General features: G+C 60.3%; 17 protein-coding genes and 1 pseudogene. 7 read left to right on the top strand and 11 right to left on the bottom strand.

Annotation, left to right across the window (positions count from 1 at the left end; genetic code table 11):
* Positions 1-36 precede the first annotated feature (36 nt).
* Entirely contained in the window at positions 37-1,815 is a 1,779-nt protein-coding gene (locus BV106_RS32745; RefSeq protein WP_038171940.1) for a phosphoenolpyruvate carboxykinase (GTP), read from the bottom strand.
* Between the two features lie 116 nt (positions 1,816-1,931).
* Positions 1,932-2,789 carry a hypothetical protein gene (locus BV106_RS32750; RefSeq protein ID WP_265596323.1) on the bottom strand — a complete coding sequence of 286 codons (858 nt, stop codon included), beginning with the start codon at positions 2,787-2,789 and terminating at the stop codon, positions 1,932-1,934.
* 401 nt (positions 2,790-3,190) lie between these two features.
* Between BV106_RS32750 and BV106_RS32755 the strand changes: the two are divergent.
* A pseudogene (locus BV106_RS32755) lies at positions 3,191-4,399 on the top strand (MFS transporter); the annotation flags it as partial.
* 269 nt (positions 4,400-4,668) lie between these two features.
* Here BV106_RS32755 and BV106_RS32760 read toward each other — a convergent pair.
* The 8 genes from BV106_RS32760 to BV106_RS36650 form a co-directional block, all read right to left on the bottom strand.
* Positions 4,669-4,974, bottom strand: a complete 306-nt coding sequence (locus BV106_RS32760) for a hypothetical protein (protein ID WP_265596324.1) — start codon at positions 4,972-4,974, stop codon at positions 4,669-4,671.
* 101 nt (positions 4,975-5,075) lie between these two features.
* Positions 5,076-6,005: a LysR family transcriptional regulator gene (locus BV106_RS32765; protein ID WP_051946776.1), complete on the bottom strand. Its 930-nt coding sequence runs from the start codon at positions 6,003-6,005 to the stop codon at positions 5,076-5,078.
* A 35-nt stretch (positions 6,006-6,040) separates the two neighbouring features.
* The gene (locus BV106_RS32770) at positions 6,041-6,766 is read right to left on the bottom strand and encodes a YebC/PmpR family DNA-binding transcriptional regulator (protein ID WP_038171944.1); all 726 of its coding nucleotides are present in this window, start codon (positions 6,764-6,766) and stop codon (positions 6,041-6,043) included.
* Between the two features lie 46 nt (positions 6,767-6,812).
* Positions 6,813-7,790: a hypothetical protein gene (locus tag BV106_RS36645; protein ID WP_051946779.1), complete on the bottom strand. Its 978-nt coding sequence runs from the start codon at positions 7,788-7,790 to the stop codon at positions 6,813-6,815.
* 185 nt (positions 7,791-7,975) lie between these two features.
* Entirely contained in the window at positions 7,976-8,752 is a 777-nt protein-coding gene (folE2, locus tag BV106_RS32780; RefSeq protein ID WP_038171947.1) for a GTP cyclohydrolase FolE2, read from the bottom strand.
* Positions 8,753-8,870: 118 nt separating this feature from the next.
* Positions 8,871-9,110: a 30S ribosomal protein S18 gene (rpsR, locus tag BV106_RS32785; RefSeq protein ID WP_009964263.1), complete on the bottom strand. Its 240-nt coding sequence runs from the start codon at positions 9,108-9,110 to the stop codon at positions 8,871-8,873.
* Positions 9,111-9,140: 30 nt separating this feature from the next.
* Complete coding sequence (rpmG, locus tag BV106_RS32790; RefSeq protein ID WP_038171950.1) at positions 9,141-9,314, bottom strand: 50S ribosomal protein L33; 174 nt, start codon at positions 9,312-9,314, stop codon at positions 9,141-9,143.
* Positions 9,315-9,334: 20 nt separating this feature from the next.
* Positions 9,335-10,426, bottom strand: coding sequence for a TraR/DksA C4-type zinc finger protein (locus tag BV106_RS36650; protein ID WP_265596325.1), 1,092 nt, complete (start codon positions 10,424-10,426; stop codon positions 9,335-9,337).
* Positions 10,427-10,731: 305 nt separating this feature from the next.
* Between BV106_RS36650 and BV106_RS32800 the strand changes: the two genes are divergently transcribed.
* The 6 genes from BV106_RS32800 to BV106_RS32825 all read left to right on the top strand — a co-directional run bounded on the left by BV106_RS32800 (position 10,732) and on the right by BV106_RS32825 (position 17,011).
* Positions 10,732-13,020: a TonB-dependent receptor gene (locus tag BV106_RS32800; RefSeq protein ID WP_265596326.1), complete on the top strand. Its 2,289-nt coding sequence runs from the start codon at positions 10,732-10,734 to the stop codon at positions 13,018-13,020.
* A gap of 127 nt (positions 13,021-13,147) precedes the next feature.
* Entirely contained in the window at positions 13,148-13,453 is a 306-nt protein-coding gene (locus BV106_RS32805; protein ID WP_038171956.1) for a metalloregulator ArsR/SmtB family transcription factor, read from the top strand.
* Between the two features lie 78 nt (positions 13,454-13,531).
* Positions 13,532-14,392, top strand: coding sequence for a phosphate ABC transporter substrate-binding protein (locus tag BV106_RS32810; RefSeq protein ID WP_265596327.1), 861 nt, complete (start codon positions 13,532-13,534; stop codon positions 14,390-14,392).
* Positions 14,393-14,534: 142 nt separating this feature from the next.
* Positions 14,535-15,404, top strand: coding sequence for a phosphate ABC transporter permease subunit PstC (gene pstC / locus BV106_RS32815; RefSeq protein WP_038171960.1), 870 nt, complete (start codon positions 14,535-14,537; stop codon positions 15,402-15,404).
* Positions 15,397-16,248, top strand: a complete 852-nt coding sequence (locus BV106_RS32820) for an ABC transporter permease subunit (protein WP_038171961.1) — start codon at positions 15,397-15,399, stop codon at positions 16,246-16,248. The genes pstC and BV106_RS32820 overlap by 8 nt, the downstream gene beginning before the upstream one ends.
* Entirely contained in the window at positions 16,241-17,011 is a 771-nt protein-coding gene (locus tag BV106_RS32825) for an ATP-binding cassette domain-containing protein (RefSeq protein WP_038171965.1), read from the top strand. The genes BV106_RS32820 and BV106_RS32825 overlap by 8 nt, the downstream gene beginning before the upstream one ends.
* Positions 17,012-17,104: 93 nt before the next feature.
* Here BV106_RS32825 and BV106_RS32830 read toward each other — a convergent pair whose 3' ends face one another.
* Positions 17,105-19,858: a DUF4962 domain-containing protein gene (locus BV106_RS32830; protein WP_081892528.1), complete on the bottom strand. Its 2,754-nt coding sequence runs from the start codon at positions 19,856-19,858 to the stop codon at positions 17,105-17,107.
* Positions 19,859-20,086: the final 228 nt, after the last annotated feature.

Raw genomic sequence — 20,086 nt, forward strand, 5'->3', positions numbered from 1 at the left:
AAGTTTGATCTTTGAATTTTGAAGTTTTGCGAGGCCTTAGAACCGTCCCGCCAGCAACTCGCGCTGGTAAACCAGCTCCTTGGGCAGGTAGTCGTACAAGTCCAGATACAGCTCTTCCGCATTGAGCAGCTCCTGGCGCAGCTCTTTGTGTTCCACCTTCATGAGTTGCTCGAAGCGTTCCGGCGTCATGCCTTCCAGCCCGCTCATGTTGATCTCGTCGTAGTTCGGCATCCAGCCCAGCTGCGTTTCATGGCCACGGCCGCGCCCGCGTCCGCGGTTCACGATCCACTCCAGTACCCGCATGTTCTCGCCGAACCCGGGCCAGATGAACTTGCCGTCGGCATCCTTGCGGAACCAGTTCACATGGAAAATGCGCGGCAGATCCTTGATGCGACGCCGCATGTGCAGCCAGTGCTTGAAGTAGTCGCCCATGTTGTAACCGCAGAACGGCAGCATGGCCATGGGGTCACGGCGGACCTTGCCCACCGTGCCAGCGGCAGCAGCCGTCATCTCGCTGCCCATGTTCGCCCCTACGAAGACGCCGTGGACCCAGTTGAAGGACTGGAACACGAGCGGCATGGTGGTGGCGCGTCGCCCGCCAAAGATGATGGCGTCAATGGGCACGCCCTCCGGTTTCTCCCAGTCAGGATCGATCGTTGGGCACTGGGAAGCAGGGGCGGTGAAGCGGGAGTTCGGATGCGCCGCCTTGCGCCCGCAGTCCGGGCTCCACTTCTGCCCTGTCCAGTCGATCAGATGCGCAGGCGGTTCGCTCAGGCCCTCCCACCAGACATCGTTATCATCTGTGAGCGCAACATTGGTGAAGATGGCGTTGGCCCGCATGGAGGCCATGGCGTTGGGATTGCTCTCCCACGAGGTTCCCGGTGCCACCCCGAAGTAGCCCGCCTCAGGATTGACCGCATGCAGCTTGCCATCGGCTCCGGGGCGCAGCCAGGCGATGTCATCGCCCACCGTGGTGACCTTCCAGCCTTCATAGCTCGGCGGAGGCACCAGCATCGCGAAATTCGTCTTGCCGCAGGCGCTCGGGAACGCGGCCGCCACATAGCTCTTCTTGCCATCGGGGGACTCAACGCCGCTGATGAGCATGTGCTCAGCCATCCAGCCTTCATCACGGCCCATCACGCTGGCGATCCGCAAGGCGAGGCACTTCTTGCCCAAAAGCGCGTTCCCACCATATCCACTGCCGTAGGACCAGATGGACCGATCACTGGGGAAGTGCACAATGTACTTCTCGCTGTTGCACGGCCACGTCACATCCTTGGCCCCGGGCTCAAGCGGCGCTCCGACGCTGTGAAGACAGGGCACATAGTCACCATCTTCATCGAGCTGCTCGACGACGGCACTCCCCATGCGGGTCATCAGCCTCATGTTCACCACGGCATAGGCAGAGTCGGTCAGCTGCACGCCGATGACGCTGAACTTGGAACCCAGCGGCCCCATGCAGAACGGCACCACATACATGGTGCGTCCCTTCATCGAACCACGGAACACGCGCTTAAGCGTGGCCTTCATCTCATTGGGCTCCACCCAGTTGTTGGTGGGGCCGGCATCCTGCTTGCGCTTGGAACAGATGAAGGTGCGGTCCTCCACACGGGCCACATCGTTGGGATCACTCCAGGCGAGAAAGCTGTTCGGACGCTTCTCGGCATTCAGTCTGCGAAAGGTGCCTGCCTGGACCAGCTTTTCACAGAGCAAGTCCCACTCTTCCTGCGATCCATCACACCATTGGATGTGATCCGGCTGGCACAGGGCGGCACATTCATCCACCCAAGTTTGAAGACGCTGATGACGGGTCATGTTGGCAGTATCGTTCGGAAAGCTCCACCTTCTCGGCAATGCTTGCAAAAGTGCAAGCAGCCATTGTGAGCACCTTTCCGCCCAACGTCGCCGGGCATTTTCAAAGCCACTCTAACTCAACGGTATGTGCCCACTCCGGGGCGGCTGCCCGTTTGCTGAAAAAACAGCGGCGGCAGTGATTCATCTCCATCCGTGGGCTGGCAGTTTGCCAGATGCGGATGCGTCTCCAGCATCAGTGCCATGAGGGGGTCCAGCTCAGAGCTGATGACAGCCGGGAGCTTCATCGTGTCCACCGAGCCCAATCCAAAAACTTGCTCCTGAAACCCCTCAAAAATAAACGACGCAAAGGGCATCTGCGGGATCAGCGCAAACACCAATGAAGGAGCCATCGAGCGGATCAAAGCCAGGGCCGCCAGCGGCAGCAATCGAACCGCTGGATGACCATGGTACGCGGATGCCACCGCGAGTCCGCTCACCTCCACGACCCATCGCCCTTCACTGCGCCCCTCCGCCACCGCTGCATTGATGGTGCTGGTGTAGAGCACCCCTTGAGCAGGCGGCATGCGCCTCACTGACTCAAACAACTTGAGCCCGGAGGCGGTGGTTCCCGGCTGGTAGAAGCGGAAGCGCAGGCTGGCTGCCAGCGGTCCGTTGGACTCATTCAGCACGAGGTGGAAGTTCTGCGTGTCGCAGGCCAGCGTGTAACGCCGCCCCACACGCATCGCGTCCAGCGGCAGGGTCCCCTGCTCCTCATAGACACTCCCACGGAAACGCTGAATCCTCGCCAGCCCCTCGTCATGGACCCACAAACTGTTGGTCGCCAGCTGGCTCTGCACGCTGGGCGGCAGCACCGTGAGCACCAGCCCGGCAGACCCGAGCAATCTGGCTGCGGAGAACCCCTGCGCCAGATTTCCCGCAGACGGCAAAGCCGCCTCTGCGCTGGAACTGGCCAAAGATTCGTTGCGGGTGCTCATGAAAAAAGGGAGGGCTTTTTGGAGGCGGTTCTGGGGGAGAAAAAGCAAAGTCAGGGCCAGAGTTCGATTTCAATGAAGAGGACCGGCGGCCAGACTTATGTAAGGAATTCGCCAGCTGTGACGCCCAGTTGAAAAAACCTCGTGATCATGGTGACTCACAGATAGAAGGGCTGAATTCACGCGCAGGAAACATACCGCAGGGCGCGCCGAAGGGTATCCGTAGGATTACGTATTTTCCGTCCTAAGTGGCTCGATCTCAATCCGATCAGCGATTTGCCAATCCCGTATCCTGCTAGGACAGGATGCCTTGCCCCCTCGGGAATATTCCATAGCGAATGTAAGGAGGACACGCTTCATTCTCTTTCTCAGGCAAGCTTGCAAGCCCGGCCAAAAACACGCAGTGTTCCAGCCCTGTGTCCGCCGCTTCCCGTAAAACTCAGTTCACGGTAGTCTTTCTCACCATCCTGCTCAGCACCATCGGATTTGGCGTCTGCATTCCGGTGCTGCCGCTCTATGCCAAGACCTTTGGCGCGAGCGAATTCCTCAACGGACTACTGATTGGCGTCTTCCCTCTGATGGTGTTTCTCGCCTCCCCTCTCTGGGGCAAGCTTTCCGACCGCGTGGGTCGCCGGCCTGTACTCATCTTCAGTGTGCTGGGGTCCGCCGCAGGATATTTCCTCATGGGCTTCGCCCACACCCTGACTCTCCTGTTCATCGCGCGGATTGTGGACGGCGCGTCCGGCGGCAACGTGGCGGCGGCTCAAGCGTACATCGCAGACATCACCAGCCCCAAGGAGCGCTCCCGCGCCATGGGAATGATCGGCGCGGCCTTTGGGTTGGGTTTCATCATCGGCCCCGCTTTGGGAGGCATTGCCGCCCAGATATCCCCGAATGCGCCCTTTTTTCTGGTCGGCATCCTTTGCCTGATCAACGCGGTGCTGATCTGGACCTCTCTGCCCGAGAGCCTGACTCATGAGCGCAGGCGCCAGCATGGCGCCCCCCAACCTCTCTCGGCACTGCCGAGCCACGCCGATGGGCCCGTGTACTTCACGGTGGCGGCATCCTACCTGGTGTGTCTGGCCGCGTTCTCCATCATGACCGCAGTGTTCTCGCTCTTCGCGCAGGAGCGCTTCGGCATGGATGAACAACACGTGGGGTACGTCATGGCAGCGATCGGAGTCGTGGGCGTGGTCATGCAAGGCGGGGTGATGCGCAAGCTGCTACCTGCTTACGGCGAGATCCGGCTCGCGCTCAGCGGCATGGCCATCCTGCTCGTCAGCTTCATTCTGCTGCCCCTGGATACTGGCCTGTATGGTCTCTACGCCGTGAGCTGCCTCATCGCGGTCGGCAACAGCCTGGTGCAACCCACCCTCAACGGGCTTGCCTCCCGATGTGTCACGAGTGCCTGGCAAGGGCGCGCCATGGGCCTTCTGCAATCCTCCGCCAGCCTGGGGCGTACCGTAGGTCCAGTGCTGGGTGGCTGGCTGCTCGGGTTTGACCGGGGAAACTCCCACTACGGCCGCACACCCTTCTGGGTGGCCGCCGCTCTGATGGCCGTGACCATGGTCATTGCCTCCCGCCTGCGGGACCCGCAGTGCCCGCCGGACTAGCAGCGCGAAGTTTCAAACCAGCTCGCTTAGAACCTGTTTGGATAAAACGCTGGGTGTGTTGCGAGGCATTTTGAGTCTGGACAAGGCGCGAAGAGGGCGTGAATCGTGATTCACAACCGATGAGCAACGCCGTCCCGGCTCAAAAGGACCGCAACCCGGAGGGGCAGATTTCAGTTTCGGCGAAGCCTCTCTTATCTCAATCCCTTAAATTGTCCTGCCACACCTAGATGTTTTTATCCAAACAGGTTCTTAAGGAATCAACAATCGGATCATGCTCTTTCAGATGCGCGATCTGAGGGTGCCTGCAATTGCTCCGTGATGCGAAGTCGACGCACAACGAGTTCGTCGATTTCAAGTCTTCTGATGCGGGCGCGCCCGATCACGAGACGACCAATTGCGATCGCGCCAATGGCCATCGCCCCCACGGCCACAGAGGCGATCACGAGAGCGCCGATCGCCTGCGAACCCGTCGCTTGGGCACCAACACTGACCGCCGGGTAATGCGTGGGCCGGGCAACTTGAACACTTCGATCCAGATGGCCGAGGCTGGCAGTGTTTTCACGAGAAGTCTTCATGGCGCTCGAGTTTGTTCCCAACGACTCAAACTGGGCGACCACAAGGAGAATGCAAGAGGGTTCGGCTTCTGAATCCCGCCTCCATCACGCATCCAGACTCACTATCCCGGCACCTTCTTGAGGGATTCTTTGAGCTCCTTCGTCAACCAGTCGGCGGCCGCCCTCGCGTGGGGACGGATGCGCAACAGGCGGGGGTGAAACACCAGCGCCAGCTTGCGCGCCACGGCCGTGAGGAACGGCGGCTTCAAAACCAGAACCTTCTGCCCACTGAAGTCGGGCCGCGCCGCCACGGGCAGAATGCCGGCAAAGGCACCCGTGGCCACGGCCCTGGCCGCTTGCGGAAAGCTCTCTGCCTCCAGCAGCACTTCAAAGTTGTACCCCTGCCGGGCGGCGGCATCCTTCACACGAGGCAGGAAACTGGCATCCGTGGCGAGAGTTGCCCACGGGAGATTCCCCAGCATCCAGGCCACATCCTCCCGGCGCGACTTGGGCACCAGGGCTTCAGGAACAAACAAGGCATAGGGCAGCTGTCCGATCACCACCTGCTTCAAGGGCTCCACCGCAGTGCCAGCCCGGACGATGCCAAAGTCCAGCCGGGCGTGGAGCAGTTGTTCCACAATTTGATCGGAGCGCAGGTTCTTCAGCCCGAGGCGGCTCTTCGGCATATGCTCCACCCAGCCTCCCAGTGCGGGAAGCACCAGCCATTGCAGGATGCTGTCTCCTGCTCCCAGGGTGTAGAGCACAGGCTGGCTCTGGCAATCACACTTGAAGTCATGCAACCCTGCGAGTTGCTCCCGCACCACCGCCGCAAGACGGCGACCATGCTCGTTGAGGGCCAGATGCTTGCCACGGCGCTCCGTGAGCGCCACGCCAAAGAACTGTTCCAGCTCGGAGATCTGACGGCTGAACTGGCTCTGCCGCACCGCATCATCCTTGGCCGCACGGGCGATGCCGCCCGCCTCCGCCACCTCGAGGAAAGTACGCAGCCGGTCCAGCGACAGACCGCGCTCTGAAAACAGCTCATCAAACATCTTTGCCAGCGCCTCTGGTTCGAGGACAAATCAGGTCACTTCACAGCCGCATACACCCGGTGGACATCCGCATGGCCGTCCAGCGTCTGGAGGAACTTTGTCACCTCTTCACGCTGCGCCTCTGTCAGCTCAGGATAGTCCTTGGGTTGGTAGTGAAGCTCTGAGGTGGTCACCAGCCATCCCTGCGCCTTGAGCGCCTTGGTCACGGCATCAAGACTGGCCATCGGGCAGAAGAAACGCGCACCCGCGTGACCGGCGGTTTCCTCGTCTTCCAGTTCCATGGGCTCCACGTTGTCCGCCTCCGCTTCCAACGCAGCAATTTCGATGTCCGTGCTGGCATCGGGATGATGCGCCTCCACCAGGCCGCAATGGTCAAACATCCAGGCGACCGAGCCGGGCGTGCCCAGAGTGCCAGCCTTGAAGATCATCTTTATCTCCGTGGAAGTGCGGTTGTTGTTATCCGTGAGGCAGTCCACGACCACCGGCACCCGGTGCGGTGTGAAGCCTTCATAGATCACAGTTTGGTATTGCACCGCGTCAGCCCCGGTCCCGGAGCCTTTGGCAATCGCCCGCTCAATGGTATCACGGGTCACACTCTGCTTCTTCGCCACGGCAATCGCCGCCGCCAGACGGGCGTTGAATTCCGGGTTCGGCCCACCCAGTTTCGTCGCCACTTGAATTTCCCGTGTCAGCTTGCCGACGGTTTTGCCTTTTTGGTCGGCGGCCAGTTCCCGCCATTTCTGTTTCCATTGTGCACCCATGCTCCGATGGTGGGCGGAATTGCGGCGCTTGCAAGGCGATTGATTGTCAGGAGCGCCCGCCGGAGGTGCGGAGACCGGGGATGACCGTTTTTTCAATCCACGTCTTCACCAGCACCTTCTCGCTCTCGGGGAACTCATGGGCCACGCCGTCCATTTCATGCTCGGTGATTTGCAGTTTGGCGTCCTTGGCCGCCTGCATCATGGCCCTCATGTACTCCTTGGATCCGTTGCCCGTGTTACCCCAGGCAAAGTAGCCATACTTGTCCCGCAGCTTCTTCTTGGCGGAGTTGGTCTGGGCCCCGCCCTCAATGACGACGAAGGCATTGAAGAATTCCGTGTACTCCTTCCGCCCCGACACCACCGCGCTGCCGATGGTGTGGGCTCCATTACTAAATCCTGCCACGACTTTGACCTGCGGATCCAGATTGGGCAGGAGCTTGATCAGCTCCGCCAGCATGGTCTGCTGATAGTCGAGAATGAGGTCCATCTTCCCCTCCCCCATCGCCTTGTTGGGCGACGGTGCCGTGTCGGGATAAGGCAGCCCCGCGATGACGTATTGCGACTTGTCCACCAAGGGAAAACCGCCGCCGGGTTGATTGCTCCCCTTGCCACCACCGATCCAGACCAGCAGCGGCACGGGTTTCGCTGGGTCAAACGACTCCGGGATGCGGACATTGCAGGCGGCCGCCTCCCCATTGTGATCCTTGGGCAGATCAGGGAAAGTCAGCGTGACCGTCGCCCCAGGCTTGAGTCGGGCATCTGTCGCAGGGGTCACGGGGGCAGTCGAGCCCGGCGTCTGCCAGGACTGCACAAACTGCTGATCTTCCGGCGACAACAGATTCACGGCCAACGTGAACTCCCGGCCATCAGCACGACGGATCTTCACCTGATCCCCTTGCTTGGCCACAATCTCGGCCTCGATGATTCTCCCGGACTTGTCTTTGAAGGCCCGTCCGTACCCTGACGGAGCCAGCAGAACGAGGAGAATCCCAACAACCGACGAGGCAAAACAGAAGGGGCGCATGGCCACTTCCTACCAGAAACTCATGCAATAGGAAGGAAAAACCTTTCCCCAGGAGAAGTGGAACGCGCCGCCTCATCGCACATCGCCAGCATCCCTTCAGGATGCATTCCTGATCCAGGCTTCCGGAGGCATCGGGGACAGGCATTCGCCCCGTCATTCACCACTTACCGCTAACCTCTCACCATTTACCGAATTTCCGATTCCACCACCGCCCACGCATTGTGGTTGTGAATGGACTCGTAGTTCTCCGCCTCCACACGGAACCAAGTGATGCGGGTATCTTCCTTGGCCTTGAGGGCCACATTGCGGACCAGATCTTCCACAAACACCGGATTGTCATAAGCCCGTTCGGTCACGAGCTTTTCATCCGGACGCTTGAGCACGCTGTAGAGCTCACAGCTCGCGCTGGCCTCCACCAGTTCGATGAGGTCCTCAATCCAGACCGGCTCCGTGAAACGGACCGAAAACGTGACCATGCCACGTTGATTGTGCGCACCCCGTTCACTGATCGCCTTGGAGCAAGGGCACAGGGTAGCCACAGGGACTTCCACCGTAGCCACAAAATCCACGTCCTTCCCCTGGGCATTCACCTGAAAATTCACGCCATAGTCCAGCAACCCTTCTGCACCAGTGGCGGGAGCCTTCTTTGTGCGGAAGTAGGGAAACTTGAACTCCACATGCGCTTTCTCAGCGTGAAGCCGTGCGAGCAACTCTCTGGGCATCCCGGCGATGTCCGCGACAGTCAGCACGTTCCCATGAGCGTGCAGGACCTCCACAAACCGGCTCATGTGAGTGCCCTTGAAGTGATGAGGCAGATCCACCGCCAGGGAGACGACGGCCACCGTGCTCTGCTCCGCGTGATCACGATCCCGAATCTTCAGCGGAAATCTGAGGTTCTTGACGCCGACACGATCAATGGGAATTCCCCGGACGTCGCGTTGGTTTTGGGTGTCGTGAAGCATGATCAGAGGCAAACGGGAAAAGACGACACCACGACTACCGTGGCATCAGAACAAAAAACGTTCCAGCCGCCAAGCCGGAACGTTTTTCTTGAAAAAAACCGTGACGGGCGAATCCCGATCAGGGCATGAGGTTCAGCGAGCGAGCACGCTTGATCTCACGGGTGATGGTGCGATGCACGTATGCGGACACACCGGTAACGCGGCGGGGAAGAATTTTGCCGGTTTCGGTAGCGAACTTGGCAAGGATCTCAGGATGCTTGTAGTTCAGCTTGTCCATCGGGATGTCCATCCGGCGACGCGGCAGCTTGCGGTTGGCGCGGCGGAAGGCGGAGAGACGTTCGCGGGTCTTAGGTTGCATAACAGGATTCTGGGCAGGGCTGCGTTCAGCTTAGCGAATTTCGCGATGAAGCGTCCGGCGCTGGAGGAAGGGGTTAAACTTGACCTTTTCCAAACGGCCAGGCGTGCGCACGCTCTTTTTGTTGCGCGTGGTCACGTAGCGCGAGGTCGGCTTTCCTTCCGCCTTGGCTTCGGTGCATTCGAGGGTGATGATGTCGCGGGGCATAAACGGGGCGCTAAATTGTCCTACTCCTTCATGAAGTCAAGCGAGGATTCGTTCTGATTATTGTTTGCGGGGCGATCTTCGTCCTCACCGTCCTCGCCTTCCTCACCGTCTTCCTCAAGTCCGAAGACTGAGCGGACTGGGGCGCGGCGCAGGCGACCACCCATCTGATCGCGCTCAATCAGCTCCTGCATTTCCCGGGTGTAGCGGGTGTACGGGAGGGCCTCGAGGCGCTCATCGTTGATTTTCTCGCCGGAGAGTTCGCAGACGCCGTAGACGCCCTGACCCACACGGTCGAGAGCTTCGTTGATTTCATAAAGCGCGTCCTGTTCCTTGCTCAGCATGCTCAGCGCGAAGTCGCGGTCATAAGCGTCGCTGCCTGCGTCAGCCATGTGCATGCCGCCGACGGAAGCCTCGCTGCCCTCTGGGCGGTTGCGGAGGCTGTCCTTGGCCACAATGTCCATGGAGTCCAGCAGGGCACTGCGCAGCTCGATGAGGCGCTGCTGCTGCTTTTTGATGAACGGAGGAAGTTTGGTCGGGTTGTAGGCCTGCTTGATCACCACTTCAGGAGCGGAATCCAAGATGGATTTTTTGATCTTCGGCGGAGGCACGGGCTTGCTCGCGGGAGCAGGAGCCGCCAGCGGAGCGCTGGTCTTCGATGACTTGGGCTTGGCCGCTTTGGGGGCCGGAGCCGGCGCAGCCTCATCCTTCGGAGCGGGAGCTTCAACCTTGGCCTTCACGGCCTTGGGGGCGGGAGCGGGCTCGTCTTCGGCGCCCTCTGCTTTCACCGCAGCTTTTTTCTCAGGTGCCTTGGCTTCCTTGGCTTTGGAGGCTGGGGCGGTGGCTTTTTCGGTCTTAGGGGTCGCTGTTTTTTTCACGCTGGAAGGAACTGGGATGCCCGCTGAAGGGGACTGCTTGACTTTGGATTCAGCGGGTTTCTTGGATGGTTGAGGGGCAGGAGTGCCCTTTGATGCTACCGACGCACTCTTCTTTTTCTCAGGCGGCGCTTTGACACCGGGTTCCTGCTTGTTGTTCGTTGCGGCCTTGGAAGCAGGGGCTGACTTGGCCCCGTCCTTGGCGTCCGCCGCGGTGTTTTTCGAAGGTTTCGTGGCCATGGCAGTGAGGAATAAAGTGCGCAAGCCGGGAGCCTGCACTCCTTCCAGTGGACCTTTGTATTCAAACACGGGCCGCTGAAAAAAGTGGCGCGGATTGTAACGGGTCTTGATGCCGGTGCAAGCTATTTAAATTATACGCCCTCAGCTCGATGGGAGTTTTATTTTTTCGCAATGTCGCCGCCCAACATCCGCGTATCGGATTCCACGATGCCCCCAATGCCCCTCCCCGCGAGCGGTCAGGAAGAATGAAGCTTGCCAAGCAGGGAGGAAACCGCTGTTCTGTTGCGCCCGAGTCCGCGTCCTTCATGTTGCCAAGCCTGCTCCGTCCCTCTCCCCTTCGCACCGCGTTCCTTCCTTCGCTGCTGCTCGTTGGATTGACATCGTGGAGCCGGGCCCAGTCCCCCGCCACCCTGCCAGAGGTCACGGTCATCGCTTCGCCCGCCTCGGAATCGGGAGATGCCTCCGGCTCGACCACCGTGCTTCAGGGCAGGGATCTGGCGACCTTTCACGTGGACGAATTGGGGGAGACCGTCCGCCGTGCTGCCAACTTTGCCGCCAGCGACTCCGGCTCCGGCTCCTTTGGCGACATCCTCAGCGTCCGCGGCCTGGGAAACACGACCTTTTTTGGCCCTCCGGCAGTCGTGGCCTATGTGGATGACGTGCCCGCCGGAGCCCCCATTTCCCAAGCGCTTCAGGCATCCGCCATCTCCTCCGTCGAGCTCCTGCGCGGCCCCCAACCTCTTTCAGGCGGATCCAATGCGTATGGAGGCGTGGTCAATGTGCGCACCCGCCGCCCCACTGGCCAAATGGAGGGTGAAATTGCATCCGAAGTGGGCTCCTACAACTTCACCAAGACGTCCGGTTGGCTGATGGGCCCACTGATCAAGGACCTGCTGTCATTCCGAGTGGGTGGCGGCTACGAGAGCCGGGATGGTTATCTCAAAAACCCAGAGACTGGCACCCGCTTCGATTCCATCGAGCACTCCACCATCGACGGTGCCCTCTACCTCACCCCTGCGGAAGGCTGGGAAATCCAGCTGTCCGGGGCCTGGAGCCGCGACAAAGATGGCGCACCACGACTTACCTCCCACGAGCGCGAGGGGTTCTATGACGCCTCTCCTGATCACGAAGGCAGCCAGCATCGCGAGACAGAGCAGCAAGCCCTCCGCATCGCGTATGAAAATGACCAGTGGAAGTTTCTGAGTGTGACTTCCCGCAGACGCTGGTTGCTGTCCCCCTTCACGCTGGATGCCGACTACACTCCAGAACCCTTGGGCGTGTTCGACGTGGACCTGGATCAGGAAGTGTGGAGCCAGGAGTTCCGCTGGAGCAGCGCAGACGCCACCAAACCCTTCCAGTGGACCGCCGGACTGTTTGGTTCGACCACCGAGGTGGATGGAGAGAATGTCCGCACCTTCTTCGCGGAGCGGCAGGATGTCACCATCACACCGCTCTCCCTGAGCATCACCCTTCCCCGTTTGGGCAGGATTCCGCTACCCGTCGTAGAGATCGTCGCCATCTCCGACTCCGAAATTTCGGCCACCCGCGTGACCCGCTACCATCTGGAAGAGGAAACAGCGGGATTTTTTGCAGGAGGCAGCTGGTCAGGCTGGGAGCCTTTCACCTTCCATGCTGGCACCCGCCTCGACTGGGTGCGGAGGACCATGGAGCGAAACAGCGTCGCGACCACGGACATCACCACCCTGACACGCGTCCAACCGGCACCACCCCTGGTGATCCCGCTTCCCCGCCGCGCGCCGCTGGTCATTCCGGTGCCAACGCCGGATCCCTTCACGACCAATACCACTCTTCGCGATGCGACGCCCCACACGAAGGTGGAAGACGAGTGGACCTTCCTCACCCCCACTGCCGGCGTGGAATGGAAGCTCTCTCCGAAGGCCCAGGCCTACATCAAGGGCACCCACTCCTTCAAGCCAGGGGGCTACAGCGCCTACGCCGACAGCGAGGAGCTCATGGCATTTGACCCAGAGAAATGCTGGAACACCGAGGCAGGCCTCCGCACCCAATGGCAGGATGGAAAGCTGCTGCTCACCGTGGCCGGCTTCTACAATGAAATCCGCGACTACCAGACCGAGCGAGGCCTGTCCCTGGCAGATTATGTCGTGCTGAATGCCGACCGCGCCATGACCTATGGAGCCGAAGTCGAGATGCTCTGGAGCGCTCATCGAAGGCTCGATCTGTCCGGCTCATTCGGCTGGACCCATTCCGAATTCAAGCGCTTCACCGATCCCGTCACTGGAGCTTCTCTGGATGGCAACACCCTCCCCTACGCCCCGGAGTGGAACGGCCTGCTGGCCGCCGACTTCCATCTGGAATGCGGATTCTTCACCCGCGTGGAGTATCTCATCACCGGCCCCACGACCTACGATGATCGCAACCGGCCGGAGTTTGAGCAAGGCACGTTTGGCCTCCTCAATACCGCCATCGGCTGGCGCAAAGGACCACTCACCGTGACGGCGTACGCCACCAATCTCACGGGCGAAGAGTACTACACCAATATCAACACCACCCTCCGCGCACGGTCCGTGGGAGCCCCTCGGGAGTATGGATTGCGCATGACCTTGAGCTTCTAAAAGCCCCCCAAAAAACTGGTATGATAAGCAGTCTCAATTTCGGCGTTCAAAAACTCTGCCATTGCCCCCGCTTGCACACTTAGTTCTTTGTTGAAATCCGGTCATTCACCTGCTTAACACTACAAGTGTGAAGATATTCGAATGCATCCACGCACTAAAAGCCCTGGGCGAGGAAACGCGCATTCGCATCGTGCAGATGCTGCTGGAGAGAGAGCGCAGTGTGAACGAGATCGCTGAGACCCTGACCATCACACAATACAACGTCTCCAAGCACCTCCGGGTGCTGCGTGAAGCTGGATTGCTCGAGATCAAAAAAGAGGGGCAGCAGCGCTTCTACTCGCTGGCAGAAGACTTCCAGTCCCACCTCTCCAAGAACGACAACGTTCTGGATCTGGGTTGCTGCACCTTCCGCTTCGACAAGCCGACAAAATAAGCTGCTGGAATCGGATTGGGTGAAGTCACGCTATTTTCGCTTGCCAGAAAATATGTATACATGCTCAATTGCGCACTCATGAAACCATTTTCCTTCCTGACCGCACTGGCCATTGCGAGCTCCCTCGTCTCCACTGCGGCGGCAGACACCCTCAAGATCAATGGCTCCACCACTGTGAATCTCGTGGTGGCAGAAGCCGCTGAGATCCTGCGGGCGGAGAACAAGCTCGACATCCAGGTGGACACCCAGGGCGGCAGCGCGGGTGGCATCTCCATGCTGGGTGACGGCCTGGTTCAGCTCGGCATGATCTCCAAACACGTCAACGAGGACGACAAGGCCAAGTATCCCAAAGTGAATTTTGTAGAGAACACGATTGGCGTGGACTCCGTGGCCATCATCGTTTCCAAAGACGTCTGGGACAACGGGGTTAAGGCCCTTTCCAAGCAGCAGCTCAAGGACATCTACGAAGGCAAGGTCACCAACTGGAATCAGGTGGGCGGCACCAAGTCCCAGCGTATCGCGTTCTTCAACAAAGAACCCGGCCGCGGCACTTGGGAAGTGTTCGTTCACTGGGTCTATGGCGGTCCGAAGCTGGCGCCCCAGGTGAGCTTCCCCGAAGTGGGTGGCAACGAAGAAACCCGCAACAAGGTCGCAGGCACCCGCGGTGCGATCTCCCAGCTCTCCGCCTCCTGGGCTGACGGCAAAAAGGTGTTCGCCCTGGCCATGGTTCTGGAAGACGGCAAAACGGTGGACTCCTCCAACGCCCACATCGCCAACAAGACCTACCCCCTGAGCCGCCCGCTGACCGTACTCTCCAATGGTCCCGCCACCGGCAGCGCCAAGGTCATGCTGGACTTCCTTCTCAGTGACCGCGGTCAGGCCCTCCTGCCCAAGCACGGGTACATGAGCCTCAAGGACGTCGGCGGTCAGAAGTACTGAGACATACACCGCACGTCACCAGACATCGGTAAATCAGGCAATTTCCTCCGTCCGCCGTGAGACCCACGGCGGACTTTGCGTAAAAGGTCTCCCCTCCATCACCACCCCACCCGGCTGGGAGCAGACCGCGACAGGATATCACATGACAAAAACGCTAAGCTGGTTGTTCAGCCTTCTGGCCGTGGCCACGATGGGGCTGTTACTGGGGATCTTCATCTGGCAGAGTGTGCCCGTCTGGAAGCACGAAGGATGGAGCTACCTGTGGGAAAAGAAGTGGTACTTCCGCCAGCACGAATTTGGCGTGATGTCCATGGTCTACGGCACGCTGATCGTTTCCATCATTGCCCTGGTGCTGGCGGTGCCCGTGGGCTGGGGCGCAGCCGTCTTCACCTCAGAGTACCTGCCCCGCCGCGTGCGAATGGCGGTGAAGATTCTGATCGAGCTCCTGGCCGGCGTCCCGGGCGTGATCTATGGCCTCCTCGGCATCCTGCTGCTGCGCGACTGGGTTTACGATACTTTTGAAGCGTTCGAACCCCTCAGTGGAGACACCCTGCTGACCGCTGGCATCCTGCTCGCCGTCATGATTCTCCCGACGGTGGTGACGCTGAGCGATGACGCCCTCCGGGCCATCCCCTCTGCACAGCGCCTCGCCGCACGCGGCCTCGGTCTGACACGAGCCGAGACCATTTTTTCCGTCATCATCCCACAGGCCGCACGTGGCCTGGGTGCCTCAGTCTTGCTCGCCCTGGGGCGGGCCATGGGGGAGACTACCGCCGTCTTCCTGGTGGTGGGACGTCAGGACAACAACCTGCCGGACAGCTGGTTTTCCCTCCGCGCCTGGCTCGACTCCGGACAGACCATTACCAGCAAGCTGGTGAGCTCTGAAACCAACATCGCCTACGGCGACTCCATTCACTGGGGGGCCATGGTCGGCCTGGGCCTCATCCTCCTGGTCATGACCGGGGCCGCCACTCTCGTGGGAACCTTCTTCACCCGCAAACCTCATGCGTAAGTTCCTCGATGCTGTAACAGCCCTGATCGCCTTTGCGTGCGCCCTGCTGGCCCTGGCCCTGCTGGGTGGGCTGGTTTACGTGATCGTTCAGAAAGGGGGCCCGGCCATCTCCTGGGGCTTCTTCACCGAGCAGATTCGCCTCGTTGGCGCTGCGGGCGGCATTTTCTGGAACCTCATCGGCACCCTGATCCTACTGTTGACCGCCTTCCTGGCCAGCGCCCCCATTGCCATCGCGCTGGCCCTGATGGAACGCGTGTGGCTGAAGAGTGAAACCAGCCGCAGCATCCTGCGCACCGGGCTGTATGCCATCAACGGCGTGCCCAGCATCGTCTTCGGCATCTTTGGTTTCATTGTGCTGGTGCAGTGGTGTGGATGGGGCAAGTCCTGGCTGGCGGGCGGCCTGATCTTGGCCATGGTCATTCTCCCCACCGTCACCGTGGCGCTGATGGAACGTCTCAAAGCGATTCCTGCAAAGTATGTGGAAGCGGCCGCAGGGCTTGGCCTCTCCCGCTCCCAGATCATCTGGGCGGTGCTCCTGCGACAGTCGTGGGGAGGCTTGATCACTGGCAGTCTTCTCGGCCTGGCCCGTGCGGCCGGGGAAGTGGCCCCCATCATGTTCACCGCGACCATCTTCGCCGGTGCCGCAATGCCCCACGCGATCAAGGAAAGCCCGGTTCTCTCCCTGCCCTATCACATCTTCATTCTCGCACAGGATTCCTTCGACCCCGGCGTAGGGTCCAAGCTCTGGGGTTCTGCGCTCGTTCTGCTCGGTCTTGTATTTTCCCTCAGCCTTGCCGCCCTGCCCACCCGCCTGCGGATTCACGAAGAAGCCCATCATGGATAAGCGTCCCAACATTTTGCAAACCTCCCAGCTCAGTGTCAGCGTTCCCAGCCGGACGCTGGTTCGGGATGTCACCGTGGGCATCACGGAGAACCAGGTCTTTGGTCTGATCGGTCCTTCCGGCGCGGGTAAGAGCACCGTGCTACGCGCGCTGAACCGCATGACCGACCTCGTCCCCGGCCTGAAGGTCACGGGCGACGTACAGCTGCATGGAAGGTCCATCTTCGCCCCGGGCACGGATGCCAATGCCCTGCGCGCCAAGGTAGGGATGCTTTTCCAGCAGCCTGTAGTGTTCCCCGCCTCCATCGTGGACAACGTGCTCTTCGGCGCCCGTCGTCTGCAGAGCCTGAGCAAATCCGTCCAAGCCGAGCTGGCGGAGTCCGCCCTGCAGGAAGCCGCCCTCTGGAGTGAGGTCAAAGACCGTCTCAAGGCCCCCGCTGCCAAGTTGTCAGTCGGGCAGCAACAACGCCTCTGCCTGGCCCGTGCCCTGGCCACCAAGCCGGAGGTGATCCTGATGGATGAACCGACCAGCGCCCTCGACCCACGCAGCACCGAGGCGATCGAAGCCCTCATCAAACGACTCAAGTCGCGACATACCATCGTGCTGGTGACTCACAACCTGCGCCAGGCCCGCAATGTCGGTGATCAGCTCGCGTTCATCGGCGTTCGCGACGGCGTCGGCCAACTGCTCTGCGAGGGCACCGTGGAATCCGTGCTCAACCGCACGGATGTCGCCGAGGTGGACGAGTACGTGTGCTGCCAGTAGCCGCACTGCACAGCAGATCCAGCTGTTTACTCAGCGCCAGAGCCGGACGAGCGATCAGGTTGCCCCATCGCCGCGTCCGGCTTGGCTGCGCCATCAGAACGGGTTCCCGTACCGCAAGACGTCCGGCACTTGATCCACTTTTTCGATGAACACTTCGCCCCGCGGAGTCTGGCTTTCCCAGAGCAGGGTGCTCCCGGGGGCCTGAGCGCTGCGCTGCTTGCCGCCCACCGTGATTTGCTGCGAGGCCTGTCCGGTCACGAGGGCGCAGGTGGAAGCGCGATCATGCACCTCGAGATAGGAAGGCTTGCTGGGGTCCAACTCCACCGTCACCGCATAGTCACCTACCTCGACTTGTGTCCGGTCGGTCGTCCGAGGCAGCAAGAGAGCTGGCGCGTCACTTAGCCCCTTTTTTGGGCTGACACTGATCACCGTCAGGAATCGCGTCGCCTTGAGGGGCTCCTTGGTAGTGATGGTCGCGTGCCAGTTGGGTGGGTTCTGTCCCTTGCGCTTGTTTTCTTCATCCACCGCTGCCTTCACGAACTGGTCCGTGAGCGCCCCCTTCACCGGTGAGGCACAGAATAACTGGGCACCACCCAACGCATGCTCGTTGGCTGTTTTGAACGAGGAGTCGCTCAGTTGCTTCATTTCCATCTTTGAATGGAGCTGGAAGGTCCAGGGGATCGGAGCCGCCGCTTCCAGTTCGTCATAGATCAGGATGTGGTGCGGCCGCAGCATCACCATGTGACGGCGGAACCGTTTCACCCCAGGATTGCCAAAGCCGTTTTCCGCCGTGGCCTCCTTCCAGTTGCGGCGCTGTTCCACCTTGTTCGTGGATTTGAGGTTCGGGTCGTACGGGATGGTGAAGTAGTGGTGCTTGCCATTGTAGGCACCAGAGGCGTCACCCAATGCGTAGCTGATGCGCTCGCCATTCGCGAACCTGGCGATCCAGGCGAAGGCGCTCTGAGAGAACCCCTGCATCATGCCATTGGCCGCGATGGTGTTGTGCGCCTGGGAACTCTTGTAGCTGTATATATTGTGCGGCCCGCCTCCGTTGTAGTAGCCCGTGCGCCAGAAGAGTTCCTGCCCGCCGTAAGCCACCGTGAAGGCATTCTGGGCTGGATGAGTATGCCCCTCTGATCCATAAGGACCCGCACGGAAATTGAGCATCAGGTTGTTGGAGGCCTGGGTCAGGTCCGTGTGCATGCAGACCAGACCGACGTCTCCGAAGGCAGCCGCTTTTTCCAAGGGTGCCTGCATCTTGCTTGTGTCCGGTTTGGGAAACTTCCGCCAGATCGCCAGCAGGTCCAATGCCTTGGATCCTTTGGCCAGATCTGCGCTGAAGTAGTGATTCTCGCGTCGCCCAGCCGATTTGTACTGCCACAAATTCCACGGATTATCCGGACGCATGTAGGCCAGCGCCTCGGTCAAATACTGCATGTCCGATCCCCCATCGGCTCCGGCGTCCTCAAATGAGATGCCGGGATTCCCCGCAGGATTGGAAAGCGCCATGTAGCGGGCGAAGTTCTGGAACCAAGGCTTGTTCCGGTAGAGGTTGTAGCCTGTCAGCCTGTAGATGAGCCAGGGGATGTCTGTCAGCGGATCATCATGGACGCCAAGGTAGCCATTGCCTTCACTGCTGCCGCCATCTGTCCGGCTGAAAGCCGGGGCACGGTAGAGATAGAGCTCATAGCCGTACTTCACCCAGTCGTCGAAACGCGAGTCATAACGACACAGGATGACCGAGCCCTTGATCAGGCCAGGGATGCGTCCCTGCCAGCCGTGGTTGTCATACAACTGGTGCTCAATGACCTCATGCATGTCAGGGCTGTCACTGCCTTCATCGCAAAGGGAGTAAAAGTGCTGGGCATATTTCAGGCGATCTACCTTCGACAAGTCGTTGTAAAAAACGTCGAGCGGCAAGAACCCTCCAGGAAGGCCTTTGTAGCCCTCAGGTCTGCGCAGGGCCAGCAACTCACCAGGAACGGGCGGATCCGCCTTGCCACTGCTCGACAGGTATTTGAGAGCGAGGTCCTTGTACTTCTGGTCCCCCGTAAAAAGGTAACCGCAGACGATCGTGTGGACCCTTCGCCATTCGACAAGATCACGCGGCCCCTTCGGAGGCGGGCTTTGTTGGCTCAGGCTGGCGAATGCCTTTTCGCAGTCTGCCATCATTTGTTTGGCCAGCGCTGGATCCGTCTGTGTCGGCAACAGGTTGCCAAGGTCTTCCGCAAAACAGGTTGTAATCGGGCCCTTGGATCGCTTCTTTATCGCCGCCAGGAACTGTTCCGGGGAGGGAGGAATCTCGGGGCTGTACTCCCGACCGGTGATGGTGAACGAGTAAGTCTCCTTGCTCCAGACTGGCTTGTCGGGCGTCTCCGCGCGGGCAACGCCGTAGGTCCAGTACCAGGTTCCCACTGGAAGCTTGCGGTAGGGATTGAAAAACGACCAGCGCTTCGGCTCGCTTTGCAGCACGCCTCTGGTGAAAGTGGGATCCTGGGAGAGCTTGAAGTAATACCGGCGCTTCCACTTCTGCGCCTCGCGTTTGGCCTTGCGCTCCGGGTTCGTTGCCTCGTTGCCATCTAGAATCGGCACGCACACATGAAGCCACGGCGGATTGAGATCCACCTCACCCTGCGGCAGGGGCTTGGGTATCCAGCCCGGAGTGATTGCAGGCCGGTCGATTTTCAGTTCAGAAGGGCTGACGCGAATCACCCCTTCTGGCAGCTTCTCAGCGGGAGGCTTCGGCAGGGGGCCTTGCGCCCGGGTGGGCGGGGGAAACACGGCCATCATCGCACACGCGATGATTCCAGCGATGGAGGTTGTAGTGAGGTAGCGTGGCGTGGTCATGAAGGCATGGGCAGGACCCAGGACATCCGCCGAAGGGACATGGCACAACGCGACGACGCGCCAAGCCCCCCGGTTTCATGATAGTTTCCTAGATCAAGTTATCTGCCTTGCCACAGCTCCGCCGGCCGCCTGATCCATCTGGAACAGGCACACCGCGGACAGGAAAACCAAAGAAGTGGCAGGCATCTGGTGGTTATCCACTGCGCCCGCAGAATATGACGGAAAAAC

The organism is Verrucomicrobium sp. BvORR106 (genome assembly GCF_000739655.1).
Lineage (GTDB): Bacteria > Verrucomicrobiota > Verrucomicrobiia > Verrucomicrobiales > Verrucomicrobiaceae > Verrucomicrobium.

What these genes read in the sequence shown, in the direction of transcription:
- rpsR (WP_009964263.1), bottom strand. Translation starts at nt 9,110, where the DNA reads ATGCAACCTAAGACCCGCGAACGTCTCTCCGCCTTCCGCCGCGCCAAC.
- BV106_RS32750 (WP_265596323.1), bottom strand. Translation starts at nt 2,789, where the DNA reads ATGAGCACCCGCAACGAATCTTTGGCCAGTTCCAGCGCAGAGGCGGCT.
- BV106_RS32760 (WP_265596324.1), bottom strand. Translation starts at nt 4,974, where the DNA reads ATGAAGACTTCTCGTGAAAACACTGCCAGCCTCGGCCATCTGGATCGA.
- BV106_RS32745 (WP_038171940.1), bottom strand. Translation starts at nt 1,815, where the DNA reads ATGACCCGTCATCAGCGTCTTCAAACTTGGGTGGATGAATGTGCCGCC.
- BV106_RS32820 (WP_038171961.1), top strand. Translation starts at nt 15,397, where the DNA reads ATGCGTAAGTTCCTCGATGCTGTAACAGCCCTGATCGCCTTTGCGTGC.
- BV106_RS32765 (WP_051946776.1), bottom strand. Translation starts at nt 6,005, where the DNA reads ATGTTTGATGAGCTGTTTTCAGAGCGCGGTCTGTCGCTGGACCGGCTG.
- BV106_RS32830 (WP_081892528.1), bottom strand. Translation starts at nt 19,858, where the DNA reads ATGACCACGCCACGCTACCTCACTACAACCTCCATCGCTGGAATCATC.
- BV106_RS32800 (WP_265596326.1), top strand. Translation starts at nt 10,732, where the DNA reads ATGTTGCCAAGCCTGCTCCGTCCCTCTCCCCTTCGCACCGCGTTCCTT.
- rpmG (WP_038171950.1), bottom strand. Translation starts at nt 9,314, where the DNA reads ATGCCCCGCGACATCATCACCCTCGAATGCACCGAAGCCAAGGCGGAA.
- BV106_RS32825 (WP_038171965.1), top strand. Translation starts at nt 16,241, where the DNA reads ATGGATAAGCGTCCCAACATTTTGCAAACCTCCCAGCTCAGTGTCAGC.
- BV106_RS36645 (WP_051946779.1), bottom strand. Translation starts at nt 7,790, where the DNA reads ATGCGCCCCTTCTGTTTTGCCTCGTCGGTTGTTGGGATTCTCCTCGTT.
- BV106_RS36650 (WP_265596325.1), bottom strand. Translation starts at nt 10,426, where the DNA reads ATGGCCACGAAACCTTCGAAAAACACCGCGGCGGACGCCAAGGACGGG.
- BV106_RS32770 (WP_038171944.1), bottom strand. Translation starts at nt 6,766, where the DNA reads ATGGGTGCACAATGGAAACAGAAATGGCGGGAACTGGCCGCCGACCAA.
- pstC (WP_038171960.1), top strand. Translation starts at nt 14,535, where the DNA reads ATGACAAAAACGCTAAGCTGGTTGTTCAGCCTTCTGGCCGTGGCCACG.
- folE2 (WP_038171947.1), bottom strand. Translation starts at nt 8,752, where the DNA reads ATGCTTCACGACACCCAAAACCAACGCGACGTCCGGGGAATTCCCATT.
- BV106_RS32810 (WP_265596327.1), top strand. Translation starts at nt 13,532, where the DNA reads ATGAAACCATTTTCCTTCCTGACCGCACTGGCCATTGCGAGCTCCCTC.